Raw genomic sequence first — 14385 nt, forward strand, 5'->3', positions numbered from 1 at the left:
TTTAAACCTTCTTATTCTGGACTTTTCTAATATTTTGTAAGGTCTTCTCTGGTAGGCCAAGAAGTTGTATCACTGTGTCGTACAGGCCTGGCATAATATCTCTAGATTGTTGATAAATTGTAAAATGCCCGGGCATTATGGATAAAGATTTTAGAAAAGTACTTTCTATTTCTACTTTACTTTTTTGCGTAAATTTAACTTTAGATCTAAATGTAAATGAAACCTCATTTAATTTGATAATCTCTCCCGGAATATCTAATTCAATATCTTCTTGTTCATTACTGAAATCAATAGGAGTAAAGGAGTGATCTTTAACACTTGCTTTTGCTGTATTGATCAAAGTCTGATTATTTAGTGGCTTCAAAAGGTAACCATTAACACCATATTCTTTAGAAAGTGTGATTGATTGCTTATTTGTTTGAGATGAAATCATATAGACATTAATCTTTCCAATAAGATTAACTTGTTTCATTTTTTCAAGTAAGCTAAAACCATAATCATCTTCAAGGTTAATATCTAACAATATTAAATGAGGGCAATGATCTAGCACCATAGCAAAAGCATCCTCAGTATTATTTGATAGTAAAATCTCATAACCTAAGTTACTCAGTATCTTCTTAATGTATGTTTGCATATCCTGATCATCATCTACGACCAAGATACTCTTTGATATATTAAGCAAATCCTAATCCATATCTACATAATTAATCTTTACGTTGTTTACGTAGTCTTCAAATTTTTCTATTAATTCATTTATTCCTGTTTCAGTATTGGCCATGGCCAACTTTTCAATTTCTTTTGCAATTTGACCAAGATCATGAAAACCATATCCACCTGAACTACCGCTTACTTTGTGTCCTATCTTTTCGATCTCAGAAAGATTCTTTTCATTAGAGAATTGTTTTAGAAGTTCAATGTCTTTTTTTCTATTCTCTAAGAAGCCCGGGACAATATCTTCCAGGTCTTGATCAATTTCAACAGTAAACTCTGCCATATTTTCTCCTCAATTTAACTTGTGCTTGAATACATATTCTATCGTATGCCATATCTTATCGAAATTTTTGCTCGAAAACTTGTATTTAGAAAACGTTAAGATATCTGAGATCTTGTGTAAGTCATAATCATGTCTATAGATTTCACAAGCTACGAAGTGAGAGGCCAGGAAAATACATTGGTTTTGATTAAGTTGACTTAAGTCTTTCTTATGATTGCTAATACTATAGTCATCTATACCAGAGTGATGAAATTCGATAAGGTTTTGAATTTCGTTTGTTAGATCATCCATCTTTGAGAGGGTGTCGCTTAAACTTGTGTGCGAAAGAATGGCATCTCTGTCTTTGGCCTCTAGTTGCTCAATCTTTTTTGGTTCCAAATCATGGATTAGTGCCAGGCGATTTGTTGGTATAAGTACATCATGAATTAGAGCAGCAGTCGATATCTTCTTAAGAACACTCTTATCCAAGCTCATTTGATCGCAGACATATGAACATATACAAACCATTAAATAGCTATGATCATAAGTAAAGTCCTTCGAATTAATGGCCTTTTGAAGTAGATCAAATAGAGTTGTCTTAGATTCAACGTCTTGAATGATCTTTTCTGCAGTACTTTGAGCTGTTTTAAGAGTCTGCTTTGTGAGGCCTAACATAGAGACTTGAGAATTAAGAAAGTGATGATTTTGCTTTAAGCTATCATAGGAATATTCTTCGGTTTCAAATATTGTGGAATAATCGTACTTATCAAAGAATTTATTTTCATCTTTTGTTTGTATATAGAGAAAACGTTGTCCTTTTTCAATGTAAGTATTAAGCCTGTCTAAATCGTACTCTTCTTCAGTGTTGAATACTTTGATGAACTTATCATTATTTATTTTGATGTAGATTGGGAATTTACTCTTTTTCCATCTTGCGAAATGATAAATTGCAATTGGAAAGTATGTGCTCTGATCTGTCTTTGTTACAGAGTTAATATAGTTTCGATACTTTTTAAGATTGGTTGGTTTTTGTAGGTAGAATTGATTGTCTTCTACTTTATAAAAAGCTAATTCCCTTAAAGTTCTACTGGTAAAGAACATGAACTTTTGGTTTTCTTTGCTATTTTCTTTCCAGTTGTAGAATACTTCTTCTCCCGTTCCTGTGGGAGGCATGTCAAAATCACAAATAATTAAATCAAAGTCTATTTTTTCTATAAGTTCTATGGCCTCTTTAGGGGAATAGGCCACATGAAATCCGTTTTTTACACATAACGGCTCTACAACTACAGAGTAGAGATCTATAATACTACTATCATCGTCAACCATTAATATTTGCATAATTCACCTGAATCTATTTTGCCATCTCTTATTCGTTGTTGTTTAAATTTTTCCTTAAGATTTAATTTATGGAAAACTTTAATTAGTTTTCATGGATAGAATGACGATAAAATAATTAGGATATGAAACTAATAATAGTAGATAAAAATACATTACTAAGAAAGACGATTAAAGAAGAGCTTTCCTATGTCGGTTATGATGTCGTTGATAAGAATGACTTCGATGAAGTGTTTTCTATTATCAAGTCTGATGTTATCGATCTTGTTATTGTTGAAGCATCTAATGAAGGCTTTAAGCTTTCTCAAAGAATTCGCTCTTATGAAAAAGATAATAATTTAGATAATATTCTGCCGATTGTTTTTACCGCAGAATTAGATGAAATTGAACTTAGACTTGAGAGCTTTAGATGTGGTGGAAATGAGTTCATTGTTACTGATAATAAGGGTGGTATCTCATATAAGATCAATTCTATTTTAAAGCCTGATCTCATATGGAACGGCTCAAGTATTGCCATAGTAGAAGATGATAATACTACTGCTAAGTTTCTGACTTATTTGCTTAAAAGCAAGGGCGCCTCTGTGAATTGGTTCAACTCCGCCGTTGATTGTTATGAATTTTTAAAGAAAGAAAGTGTTGATTTAATCGTTACAGATTTTGTAATGCCTTTAATGACAGGTACTGAGCTCGTTAAGAAGATTCGAATTGAGCTAGGGTTAAAAGATCTGCCTATTGTTTTTACCTCTTCGACAAAGGAGAAGTCTGAAATTCTAGGTTTCTATAAGTGTGGAGGTAATGATTTCATTTCAAAGCCATTCTTAAAAGAAGAAGTTTTTACGAAGATAAAAATTCTCCTAGATAATACCAATAAAACAAAAATGATGAATCAATATATTCGAGAATTAAGTAATCTAAATGATGTTAAAGATCAATTTCTCGCCGTATGTTCTCACGATCTTAGAGCACCTCTTAATAGCATTATAGGCTACTCAGATGTTCTTATCGAAGATAATGATCTCGATTCTGATGTTACTGATATGATTAGAGTTATGAATAAGTCTGCCCATAGTTTACTTGGAATGGTTGATGACTTACTGACTTTAAGTGAAGTTCAACTTAAGAATGAGTTAGATTTAAAAGAGATAGATTTGGCGAAAATAGTTGAAGAGAGTTTTGAACAACTTAAGGGTGCAGTTAAGAAGAAGATTTCATTTAATATTGAAGACAAATCTGAGCATGCCATTATTTATGGTAATGATTCGATGTTAAGAAGAATATTTTCAAACTTACTTTCTAATGCCTACAAGTTTACAGAAGATGGAGGTGAGATTTCTTCCCGCATTTGGTGCGAAGAGGGAATTGTATATTGCACTATTCAAGACTCTGGTATTGGGATACCTCAGAAGTATCTAAATAATGTATTTGTTAGAATGTCGGGAGCAGGTCGTTATGGTCTTGAAGGGCAAAAGAGCACAGGCATTGGACTAAGTATTGTTAAAGAGATTGTTGATAAGCATAAGGCAACGATTGAAATTGATAGTGAAGAAGGAAAGGGTACTGTTTTTACTCTTGGTTTTGAATTAAAGAAAGGTGCTTAATGAAAATAGTTGTATTAGATGATGCTGTTGATAATCTTAACCTTTTAAAGCTATATGTGAAAAAATCAGAAGATGAGTTTGTCTTTTTTTCTAATTGTGATGAAGCTATTGCGTACTTTAAAGATTCAAGTGCAGATATTTTCTTTTTAGATATTCAAATGCCTGAAATGGACGGTTTTGAAGTATTAGAAGTCATTAGAGAACTTCCTCAGCGTGATGATCTATTTGTATGTGCCTTGTCTGCATTTTCGCTGGATATGGAAGCTGATAAAATTAAGAACTCAAGTTTCAATGATTACATCCAAAAGCCAATTCTTAGGCAAAATTTCTTAGACTATATTGAGAGTAAGAGAAAGTAGTTAGAATCAGCTAAAGAATATGATTAAATCTTCTTTTAAAGTAGGGAAGTTTACAGGCTTTGTTATATATTTCTGTGCTCCCAGTTCTTTGGCCAAGACCTGTCTTTCTTCATCAGAGTAAGCAGAGGCCATGAATACAGGAATACCGACGTGTTTTTCTTTTACATTCTTAAGCAGTTCAAAACCATCCATGACTGGCATATTAATATCACTTATAATGAGATCTACACAACCTTCATCATCCAGTATCTCTAAGGCCTCTTGACCATTTTCGGCGTAAATCAGTTTATAGGTTGATGCAGCTACTTCTTTTTTGAACATTCTTGAAAAGAGAAATTGAATAGAGCTTTCGTCGTCGACAACAAGTATAGTTTTCATATCTTATTATCGGTACTTAAGGGAGAGTCTTTAGGGTGATTCATGACAAATCACCCTAGAGTATTATTTTTTCTTAGCTGGTGCTTTCTTTGCTTGTGTTTTTTTCATCACAGGCTTTTTCTTTGGAGCAACTTTCTTAGTTGCTTTTTTAGAAGTGGCCTTCTTAACTGGAGCTTTTTTAGCAGTTTTCTTCTTTGTGTTCTTCGTTGTTTTCTTAGTCGTCTTTTTTGTAGTTTTCTTCGTAGTCTTTTTTGAAGTTTTTGAAGACTTCTTTACAAATTTCTCTACTTCTGACTGAAATTTATTAAGCTCTTTCATTTGATCGTCAACAAACTTTTTGGCCTTTTTCATTTCTAGTTGGACTGTTTTATCAACCATTTTCTCTATAGATTTAACTTCTTTCTCTAACTTCTTTACGAACTTAGGAACATCTTTATCAACAAGTTTCTTGAAATCTTTTTCAGCACCTTTCACAAAGCTCTTTACTTGCTTTTGAACATTTTTAAGTTCGTCATTTTTAACGATATCTTCAATGTCTTTTCCTAGCTCTTTTAATTGTTTAAGAAATGTTTGTACTTTAAAATCCATTGTATACTCCTAGTTATTTAACGCTTTTACAAATTGGGATTCTATAACCGATACCAAAGCTTTTAGCTTTTATTTTAAGTATTGGACAGAACTGTCTTCGTTTATACTCACTTCGTGTATAAAGTCTGTAAACTTTACTTACTACATCCTCTGCAAATCCCATAGAGTAGAGCTCTTTAGGAGAAAGTTGATAGGATAGCAGACCATCAAGAATTGGATCGAGTACGTCATAAGGAGGTAGCGAGTGATCATCTTGCTGATCTTCTCTAAGTTCAGCTGAAGGGGGTCTTGTGATAATACCTTCTGGGATAATTCCATTATATTTTCGGTTGATATAATTAGCTAAAGCGAAGACCTCGCTCTTGTAAAGGTCTCCCAAGACGCTAATAGCACCAACGCTATCACCATATAAAGTAGAGTAGCCCACAGCAATTTCTGATTTATTAGATGTATTCAAAACCATAGAATTTCTTTGATTAGACCTTGCGTAGAGTAAGGCCCCTCTTAGTCGGCTTTGAATATTCTCATCGGCCAGTCCATCCATAGGAACATTGAAGACGTCTTGAAATTGATTTCGTATAGAGCTGTGAGTGAACTTAATAGGGTAGGTATACATTTTTACACCAATCTTTTGGCACATTTCAAAAGAAAGATCATAACTTATTGAGGCCGAAAAGAATCCAGGCATAAAAATTGCTTCGAGGTTCTGCTGTGGGGCTAATGATAGCTTCATTATTGCAAGTACCAGCGCCGAATCGATTCCACCGGAAAGGGCCACATCAAAATTAGAAAATCCTGACTTACTTGCATATTCCTGAATTCCAAACCTAAGCGATTGTAGGATCTCTTCACAGTTTTCATCAGTCAAGGCCGGTAGAATAGGTGTTCCAATATCATCCTTTATAATCGAATGTTTAAATAGTGACTCCCAGGAATTCTTCATATCACTGAAGGCCGTCTCGGTATCTATTTGTCCGTCAAAGTCTTCAAGTTCGTACTCGATGAGATCACTTTCATAAAACTTTGCCCTTTGAGAAACTCTTGAACCATTTACAACGAAGCTCGATCCGTCAAAAAGTATCTCATCTTCAGCTCCAACTCTATTTACATACACAAATGGACATCCAAATAACTTAGAGATTTCGCTGGATCTTATCAATCTTGTTTTATCTTTATCTAAATAAAATGGAGAAGCTGATAAGTTCAAAATTGCATCTAATTCAATGTCATTTTGTTGGGCGTGCTCATAAAGTTCTTTTACAGGATCAACCTTGTGCATACTACTCATCCACATATCTTCACAGATGAGAATACCAAATCTCTTGTCACCATAATTGTAAATGAAGCTTTCTTCGCCTGCAGTGAAGTACTTTTGTTCATCAAATATATCGTAGTTTGGCAGTAGTTTCTTAGTGTAGATCGCTCTCATTTCGTGGCCAGAAACGAGCTCATAAGTAACATTCTTGATGCTTAGAGGAAGACCTTTATTATCAAATTTGTAGTCTAGACCTCCAAAGAGCAAAGTCATTTGGTTTTCTGATTTTAGGCTCAGAGCGTTGATTTTGGATATTAACTCTAAATAATTGTTTATAAAGGCCCTTTGCAAACAAAGGTCTTGTAGCGGATATCCAGTTAGAAATAGCTCTGGGAAAATATGTAGCTTGTCACAATTGTTTTTGTTGCTAAATAACTCGCTTAGGTATGTAAAAATGGCATCAAAATCGCCAATTGTATGATGTGTTTGGTGGATGTTTATTTGCATGTACGTATCCTAAAAGGTAAATTCTTCGCTTATATTTACCATAGTTTAAACTAAAAAATAAGAAGAGTTAATAATGAATTTAGAGACTAAAAAAGTCCTAGTGATTGGTGCTGGTCTGGCCGGCAGTGATGCTGCAATGTTTTTGGCCCAAAACGGTGTAAAGGTAGTTCTTGCAGAGTGTAAGACAATAGCACTAAATCCTGCTCAAAAAATTAAAACATTTGGTGAGTTAGTTTGTACAAATTCTTTAAAAAGTATGTCTCCTGATTCAGGGCATGGCCTTCTTAAATATGAAATGAAAGGTCTTGGTTCTCTCATTCTTGAAAAGGGTTACGAGCACGCAGTTCCTGCTGGGGATGCTTTAGCGGTAGATAGAGAAGTTTTCTCACAGGCGCTAACGGATACTCTGAAGTCTCACCCCCTAATCGAGGTCATTGAACTAGAAGCAGATAATCCAGTTGAATTACAACAAAAATTTGAGTGTGATTACACTATTGTTGCATCAGGACCACTTACGACTGAAAAGCTTGAGAAGTGGATAACTGAGGATTTATCTAAAGAAGACTTCTATTTCTATGATGCGATTGCCCCAGTAGTTGATGCAGACTCTCTTGATTATAGTAAATTGTATTACAAAGATCGTCACAAGAATGTGTCTGAGGAAGAAGGTGTTGAAGCTGACTACCTAAATGCTCCTATGAATAAAGAAGAATATGAGGAATTTATTGCTGAGTTAGTTGACGCTATAAAGGTCCCAGCTCAGAACTTTGAAGATTATAAATTTTTTGAAAGTTGTCTGCCTGTTGATATAATGGCCGAAAGAGGTGTAGAGACAGCACGCTTTTCTTGCATGAAGCCAATTGGTTTAGAAATGAAAGACGGAACTCTTCCATATGCTTGTGTACAACTTAGAAAAGAGAACTTACTGGGAAGTGCTTTTAACTTAGTTGGTTTTCAAACACGATTGACTTACAAGGAACAGGTTAGAGTTTTTAGAAAGATTCCTGGTTTTCAAGATGCAAGCTTTATTCATCTTGGTTCAGTACATAGAAATAGTTTCTTAAACTCTAGAAATTTATTAAATTTTGACTTTAGTTCAAAACAGTTTCCAACAATTCACTTTGCTGGGCAAATTACTGGAGTTGAAGGATATACCGAAAGTGCTTCAATGGGACTTTACGTTGCATGGCAAATCCTGAGAAAGCTAAAAGGTATGGATGCTGTTCAGTGGCCTTTAGAAACAGGAATTGGTGCCCTCGTTAACTATGTTATGACGATTTCTAAGCCAAGCCCATCAAATATAAATTTTGGTCTTCTACCTAGCGTTGAGTTAACTAAAGAAGAGAGACGTTTTAGAAAGGGCAGAAAGAAACTTAAAAAGGCCAAGGCATCACAAAGAGCAAGAGAAGTTTTTGATAAATTTATTGAAGACAATAGAGGTTAATTAGATGAGTGGAGTGTTCTATATTCTTCTGGCCTGTATTCTTTGGGCCCTAGATACACTAGTCAGGTACCCTTTACTTGGACAGGGAATTAGTGCAGAAAGAATAGTATTCACTGAACACCTCATTTTAACTGTCATTTTTCTACCTATACTCTTTAAAAATGTTAGAAAGTTTTGGCAGGCTAAAGTTGCACACGTTTTTTACTTTCTTATTATTGGTGGACTTGGCTCGGCCATAGGAACACTTGCCTTTACACGTGCTTTTGGTTTGATTAACCCTAGTCTCGTAATTTTATTACAAAAATTTCAGCCAATCGTGGCCATTATACTGGCCCGATTTATTTTACACGAGCGCTTGAATTCTAGCTTCTTCAAATGGGGGTTCCTATGTTTAATAGGTGCGGGTCTTATTTCTTTTGAAGATATTTCTATGGGGCTAGATAAGATAGATATGGGTAGTGATTTATTTTCTCAAGATAGTTTAGTTGGTTATCTCTTGGCCCTCGTTGCCGTGGTTAGTTGGGGAAGTTCTACTGTTTTTGGAAAGAAATTATCACTTTCTGGGCTTGAAGAAAAAGAGATTATGGCCGGAAGATTTACGATGGGTCTGGTGTGTTTGCTACCAATCCTTTTTACTGGTCAGATGAATTTAGACCTAGATGGGGCAGTGTGGGGAAAAGTTCTCTTAATGGTCTTTCTATCTGGTATTTTAGGAATGTTCTTCTACTATAAGGGGCTAAAAATCATTTCAGCTCGACTATGTGCAATTTGCGAAATGTTCTTTCCATTGTGCGCTGTTCTAGTGAACTGGATTTTTCTGTCTCAATCCTTATCGGTCTATCAAATTTTCGGTGGTTTACTATTACTTATTGGTTCAACTGTGATACAGTTGCGTCATTACTAGGTTATTTTTTGGAGTTTAAATGAGTAAAAAAATTCAGTTACCTGAAACTTTAGAAGGAAAAACAATCTTAGTTGCTGGAGCAGCTGGTTTTGTTCCATCTACTTTATGCGAGTTTTACCTAAACCTTGGTGCAACTGTTATTGGATTAGATAACTTCATAACTGGAAGTAAATCCAATGTTGAAATATTGAATAAGTATGAAAAGTTCTCTTTTCATGAATGTAATATATATGAGTCTCTTCCTGACTTTTCTGGAGTGAGTATCGATTATGTTTTCTCTCTTGCCTCTCCTGCTTCTCCAATTGATTTTGGATTGATTCCAATGGAGATTATGAGGGTAAATAGTGAGGGGACGCTTAAGCTTTTAGAGCTTTCTCTTGAAAAAGGAGCCCGTTTTCTTGAGGCTTCTACTAGTGAGGTTTATGGAGACCCTGAAGTACATCCGCAGACGGAAGACTATGTAGGTCATGTGAATACATTAGGACCAAGAGCTTGTTATGATGAATCGAAGAGATTTGCTGAAGCAATGACTATGAGTTTTCATAAGAAGTTTGGACTTGATACAAGAATTATTCGTATCTTTAATACTTATGGTCCAAGAATGAGACCTAATGATGGAAGAGTTATTCCTAACTTTATAAATCAGGCCATGAAAAATGAAGATATTACTGTTTATGGAGATGGAAGTCAGACAAGGTCTTTTTGCTATGTGACCGACCTTGTAGATGCTATTCATAATGTAATGTTCTCTGATGATCCGACTCCTTTCAATTGTGGAAATCCGGATGAGTACACTATTTTAGAAGCTGCTCAATTTATAATTAAAGCACTAGGAAGTAGCTCTAAGATCATTCACTTAGACCTTCCTAAGGATGACCCTAAAAGAAGAAGACCTGATTTAACTAAACTTCAGAGCGTTTCTGACTATAGTCCAAAGGTTTCTTTTGAAGAAGGTATTAGAAGAACAACTGAGTACTTTAAAACACTCTAGGTAGTAAATGAAAATTGCGATTAGCTGTGACGATTTATTGATTCGAGATCATTATACTGAAATAGTTGAAACTGTTGCTATGGCCTATGAGGACGCTGAGATTTACACTCTTGTTCACAAAGAGAAGGCCATGCTTGGAACAATTGAACTACGAAAAGTTCATTCAAGTTACTTGTCTCACAAAATAAAAGATAGAGAATCTCTTTGTAAAAATTCTTTTCTCATTCCTAATGCAGCTACAAACTTATTTATTCCTTGCTCGGTTGATATTATCATTAATATCTCTAATGGTATGGGGCAAGGAATTAGAAAGTGTAAGGATACTAAGCTAATAACTTACTTATATGATTTTCATTATCTCAATAGAGAAAAGAAATCTCTACGAGAAAAGCTATTTGGCAGCTATTTGAAGAAATGGACTCTAAACTCTCTTTGTCAAAGTGATGAAATTTGGGTCACAAATGAAGAGATGGAAAAGAATGTTAAAAGTTTCTTTAGTGGCACTGTGCGAGTTATTGAGCCTCCTTTTAGAAGTGAAGATTATCCACTGCTACCGATCAAAGGTGAAAAACTAGATTACTATGCCATAAACGCTCAAGATCTACAGGTTGAAACGGCCATAGGAATCTCTCTTTTCTTAGATGAGTATAATTTAAGTTATAAATTCTTCGGCGATGATACACACTTAGCTAGTATGAAGCTTAACGAAGAAGATCCTCGTTTCTTTGGAGATAGATGTTCTGGTGAGCTCGCTCCATTTTTGGCCCACTCTAAGGCCGTTATTGATCTTTCTAAACGAGCATTCCCAGAACATGCTTTAAAAGGGCTATCTTGTGGTAGACCTCTAATTTGTTTGAATACTCCTAATTATCAGAGTTACTTAGGAACAGATGGCATTATGTGGGTAGAGGGCAGTTCAGATAGTGTGATAGAGGCCATAAAAGAGATGAATAATAAGTATCATACTTTTGATCGTAAGAAATTGCATGGCAAAACTGTAAAATTTCATGAGTTGAAATTTAAGGCCGAAATTAAAAGGCGAGTTCATTCTTTTGAAGAAAACCATTCACACAAAGAAGATTGCTGTTAGTTAATTATGCACAATTGAGAATAATGTGAAAATTAGTTCCATGTATGTCATTAGAGTCACTCTTTTCTAAACTTTCAACATGAATTTCACCTCTATAGAGCTCGATATACTTTTTAACAAGTGGTAGTCCAAATCCAGTTCCTGCTTCACCTTGTGTTCCAGCTCTATGGGTTACAATATCAAATCTAAATAGGTTAGGTATAAGCTTTAGAGGAATTCCTACTCCTGTGTCTTGAATATTTATATGAACTTTTCTACTTTTTTTGTAACAATGAATTACAATTTCTCCGTATTCAGGAGTAAATTTAATGGCATTTGAAACAAGGTTATTTAGTACCTGATGAGAGAAGCTAACTGGTTCGGCTAAAATTTTCACTTGAGAGTCGACTTCATTTTTTACAATTATTGAGACTCCTTTTTGCTTCGCTTTTTCTTTAAATACAAAAAGGACCTCTTCAATTGCTATTGAAAGATCGATAGGACTTAGGCTGAGTATTTTCTTTCCTGATTCAAGTGCCTGCATCTCTTTTACATGATCTATTATTTGTTGAATTTGACTAGATGCCCTGAGGACGGCATCTGGCAGTTCTGGGTCCTTACTTTCTTCTTTTATTAGCTGTGTAAAACCTATGATTAGGTTTAGAGGATTAATGATATCGTGAGAAAGTATTTGTATTAATGACCCAATTTTGGTTTTCCCAAAGTGAAGCTCATCCAACCTTTTATAGGTTCTTCTTGAATTAAAAAGTAAACTACATGTTGCGAACGTAAACAAGTTTATAAAAGATAGCTTGTAGGAATCAATAATACTTTCCTGATTTGTTATTGAAATGATATTTTTCCCCAATAGGTCTTGGTAGATAAAGTAGATAAATGTTGTAATAACAATCAATGCCCATATTCCTACTGCTCGGGCCTTAAAGAATAGTGAGCTATAAAGTACAGGTGCAATATACCAGAAAATGTATGGAGAGTTGATTCCGTTGGTTTTCGATACTAGATAGGTTACATGTAGAATAAAGAAGAGAATAATTAAGTTTAAGCTTACTTTGCTATTTCTAATAAACTTGTGAGCAAATGGTGCAAGAGTGCAGATGACTATTGTCTTTAAATGAAAGCTTACAAGAACTTGATCATTGCAAAATAGTAAATTGATTATTGCTAGAAAGATTAATAAGATACTTTCTTGAACAAGAGCTGTTGTAGTCTCTTCTTCGTTCTGTGTTGAACCATTATTGAATGTAAAAAAAGTAATTATTTTTTTAATTTTCTTTCCTCAGCTTTATTATTAATACTTCGGAAAATAGAACTATTGGTTTTATTTAATTCTAACTAAAACTTTGCTACACTATACAAATTGATCATTTCTGGAGTTTTTATGAAGCAAATATTTGGCCTTATCTTATTCTTTTACTCGCTTATTTCTCAAGCAGGAAATTTAGCAGAAATTAGGGAGCGTGGATTTCTCTTGTGCGGTGTAAGTGAAGGAATTATTGGATTTTCATCTCCTGATTCAACTGGAAATTGGAGTGGAATAGATGTAGATGTCTGTAAGTCTGTTGCAATTAGTATCTTTTCAGACTCTAAGAAGGTTAAATACATTCCTTTAAATACTTCGGATAGATTCAAGGCCCTTCGTTCTGGTCGTATAGATATACTAAGTCGAAATACAACTCTAAATCTCTCACGATCAATTACGGAGAAAATCTTATTTGCTCCTGTGGTCTTCTTTGATGGTCAAGGCTTTTTGGTAAAGAAGAGTTCTGGTGTAAAGACTGTTGCGAATCTTCGAAATGCAAAAATTTGTGTTCAAAAAAATACTACTAGTGAATTGAATCTTATCGATTACAAGAGAAAAACTGGCATCGGTTTCAAGTTGATTACCTTTACAAGCCGGGATGAGGTTGTAAATGGATTTATGAAAAATAGATGTAGAGCAATGAGTGCTGACATCTCCGCACTCATTGCACAAAGAGCAAGCCTTGGAGGGAGTAAAGAGTATATAGTCTTAAAAGAGAATATTTCCAAAGAGCCTCTTGCACCAGCGGTAATGGAGAAGAATGTTGAACTATATCATCTGTTGACTTGGGTGATTCATGGGCTAATTTATGCAGAAGAAATGGGAATAAACTCTACTAATGTTAGCTCAATGTTGAAATCTTCGAACCCTGGGGTTAGGAGATTTTTAGGAGCTGAAATAGGAAATGGAGCCGCTTTAAAAGTAGGGGAAAGTTGGGCCTATGACATAATTAATGAATTAGGTAATTACGGGGAAGTTTTTGAACGTAATCTAGGAAAGACAAGTCCTGTTAATTTGGTCCGTGGGCTTAATGAACTTTCAATTAATAAAGGCCTGCACTATTCATATCCATTAAGGTAGAAATGCAGTTACTTGATCAAGAAGGCTCTCTTTTTTATTACGAGCATTACTTTAAAGAATCATTTTTTGAAGAGCTTTTTAGTTCAATAAATTGGAAGCAAGAGCATATAAGAATATTTGGAAAAACTGTTCCAACTCCTCGGCTTCAAGCATGGTATGGTGACCCTGGTGTCTATTATCGCTATTCTGGAATTGATTTAGCACATAATGATTGGACCGATGTACTCATGAAAATAAAATCAAAAATTGAAGATGATTTTAACGTGAAGTTTAATGGTGCTCTGATTAATCTCTATCGAAATGGATCCGACTACTCTGCATGGCATAGTGATAATGAAAAGAATCTAGGTGATGAGATCGATATTTTTTCAGTGAGCTTTGGTGCTACTCGTACTTTTCAAGTTAAGAATAATGAGAGTAAACAAAGAATAAAAATAGAGCTAAATGATAGTAGTTTGCTGATGATGGGCTCCCCGCTGCAAAAGTTTTGGAAGCACGAACTCTCTAAGACGTCCAAAGATGTAGGAGCTAGAGTAAATATTACATTTCGAACTCTAATATTGTAATGCGCTAGTTTGTTAAG

Annotated in this window: 15 protein-coding genes; 8 read left to right on the forward strand and 7 right to left on the reverse strand. The window is 34.6% G+C overall.

What is annotated here, in order from left to right; translation table 11 throughout:
- Position 1: 1 nt before the first annotated feature.
- From DPQ89_RS04855 to DPQ89_RS04865, 3 genes are read right to left on the reverse strand one after another with little or no spacing between them, the layout of a single operon-like run.
- The gene (locus tag DPQ89_RS04855) at positions 2-682 is read right to left on the reverse strand and encodes a two-component system response regulator (protein WP_127715783.1); all 681 of its coding nucleotides are present in this window, start codon (positions 680-682) and stop codon (positions 2-4) included.
- 3 nt (positions 683-685) lie between these two features.
- Entirely contained in the window at positions 686-994 is a 309-nt protein-coding gene (locus DPQ89_RS04860; protein WP_127715785.1) for an Hpt domain-containing protein, read from the reverse strand.
- A 9-nt stretch (positions 995-1003) separates the two neighbouring features.
- Positions 1004-2311, reverse strand: a complete 1308-nt coding sequence (locus DPQ89_RS04865) for a response regulator (protein WP_127715787.1) — start codon at positions 2309-2311, stop codon at positions 1004-1006.
- A 122-nt stretch (positions 2312-2433) separates the two neighbouring features.
- On the opposite strand from DPQ89_RS04865, the gene DPQ89_RS04870 reads away from it, so the two are divergent.
- Both DPQ89_RS04870 and DPQ89_RS04875 read left to right on the forward strand, forming a co-directional pair.
- Entirely contained in the window at positions 2434-3906 is a 1473-nt protein-coding gene (locus tag DPQ89_RS04870; protein ID WP_127715789.1) for a response regulator, read from the forward strand.
- Entirely contained in the window at positions 3906-4265 is a 360-nt protein-coding gene (locus tag DPQ89_RS04875; protein WP_127715791.1) for a response regulator, read from the forward strand. The genes DPQ89_RS04870 and DPQ89_RS04875 overlap by 1 nt, the downstream gene beginning before the upstream one ends.
- Before the next feature lie 6 nt (positions 4266-4271).
- Here DPQ89_RS04875 and DPQ89_RS04880 read toward each other — a convergent pair whose 3' ends face one another.
- The 3 genes from DPQ89_RS04880 to DPQ89_RS04890 all read right to left on the reverse strand — a co-directional run bounded on the left by DPQ89_RS04880 (position 4272) and on the right by DPQ89_RS04890 (position 6993).
- A complete protein-coding gene (locus DPQ89_RS04880) occupies positions 4272-4643 on the reverse strand; it encodes a response regulator (protein ID WP_127715793.1) in 372 nt (123 codons plus the stop codon).
- Between the two features lie 63 nt (positions 4644-4706).
- Positions 4707-5231, reverse strand: coding sequence for a hypothetical protein (locus DPQ89_RS18595; protein ID WP_206611136.1), 525 nt, complete (start codon positions 5229-5231; stop codon positions 4707-4709).
- Between the two features lie 13 nt (positions 5232-5244).
- Positions 5245-6993, reverse strand: a complete 1749-nt coding sequence (locus DPQ89_RS04890; RefSeq protein WP_127715795.1) for an NAD+ synthase — start codon at positions 6991-6993, stop codon at positions 5245-5247.
- 73 nt (positions 6994-7066) lie between these two features.
- Between DPQ89_RS04890 and trmFO the strand changes: the two genes are divergently transcribed.
- From trmFO to DPQ89_RS04910, 4 genes are read left to right on the forward strand one after another with little or no spacing between them, the layout of a single operon-like run.
- Positions 7067-8437: a methylenetetrahydrofolate--tRNA-(uracil(54)-C(5))-methyltransferase (FADH(2)-oxidizing) TrmFO gene (trmFO, locus tag DPQ89_RS04895; RefSeq protein ID WP_127715798.1), complete on the forward strand. Its 1371-nt coding sequence runs from the start codon at positions 7067-7069 to the stop codon at positions 8435-8437.
- Positions 8438-8441: 4 nt separating this feature from the next.
- Positions 8442-9341, forward strand: a complete 900-nt coding sequence (locus DPQ89_RS04900) for a DMT family transporter (protein ID WP_127715799.1) — start codon at positions 8442-8444, stop codon at positions 9339-9341.
- Between the two features lie 19 nt (positions 9342-9360).
- On the forward strand, positions 9361-10332 hold the full coding sequence (locus tag DPQ89_RS04905; RefSeq protein WP_127715800.1) for an NAD-dependent epimerase/dehydratase family protein: 972 nt from the start codon (positions 9361-9363) through the stop codon (positions 10330-10332).
- Positions 10333-10339: 7 nt separating this feature from the next.
- Positions 10340-11422, forward strand: coding sequence for a hypothetical protein (locus tag DPQ89_RS04910; RefSeq protein WP_127715801.1), 1083 nt, complete (start codon positions 10340-10342; stop codon positions 11420-11422).
- Positions 11423-11426: 4 nt separating this feature from the next.
- Here the strand turns inward: DPQ89_RS04910 and DPQ89_RS04915 are convergent, their stop codons facing one another.
- Positions 11427-12314 (reverse strand): sensor histidine kinase KdpD, encoded by an 888-nt coding sequence (locus DPQ89_RS04915; RefSeq protein WP_127715802.1) that lies wholly within the window; start codon positions 12312-12314, stop codon positions 11427-11429.
- Between the two features lie 486 nt (positions 12315-12800).
- On the opposite strand from DPQ89_RS04915, the gene DPQ89_RS04920 reads away from it, so the two are divergent.
- Together DPQ89_RS04920 and DPQ89_RS04925 are read left to right on the forward strand one after the other, a co-directional pair.
- The gene (locus DPQ89_RS04920) at positions 12801-13802 is read left to right on the forward strand and encodes an amino acid ABC transporter substrate-binding protein (protein ID WP_127715803.1); all 1002 of its coding nucleotides are present in this window, start codon (positions 12801-12803) and stop codon (positions 13800-13802) included.
- A gap of 2 nt (positions 13803-13804) precedes the next feature.
- Positions 13805-14368 carry an alpha-ketoglutarate-dependent dioxygenase AlkB gene (locus DPQ89_RS04925; RefSeq protein ID WP_127715804.1) on the forward strand — a complete coding sequence of 188 codons (564 nt, stop codon included), beginning with the start codon at positions 13805-13807 and terminating at the stop codon, positions 14366-14368.
- Positions 14369-14385: the final 17 nt, after the last annotated feature.

The sequence above is a fragment of the Halobacteriovorax sp. HLS genome (assembly GCF_004006665.1).
In the GTDB taxonomy this organism is placed as follows: domain Bacteria; phylum Bdellovibrionota; class Bacteriovoracia; order Bacteriovoracales; family Bacteriovoracaceae; genus Halobacteriovorax.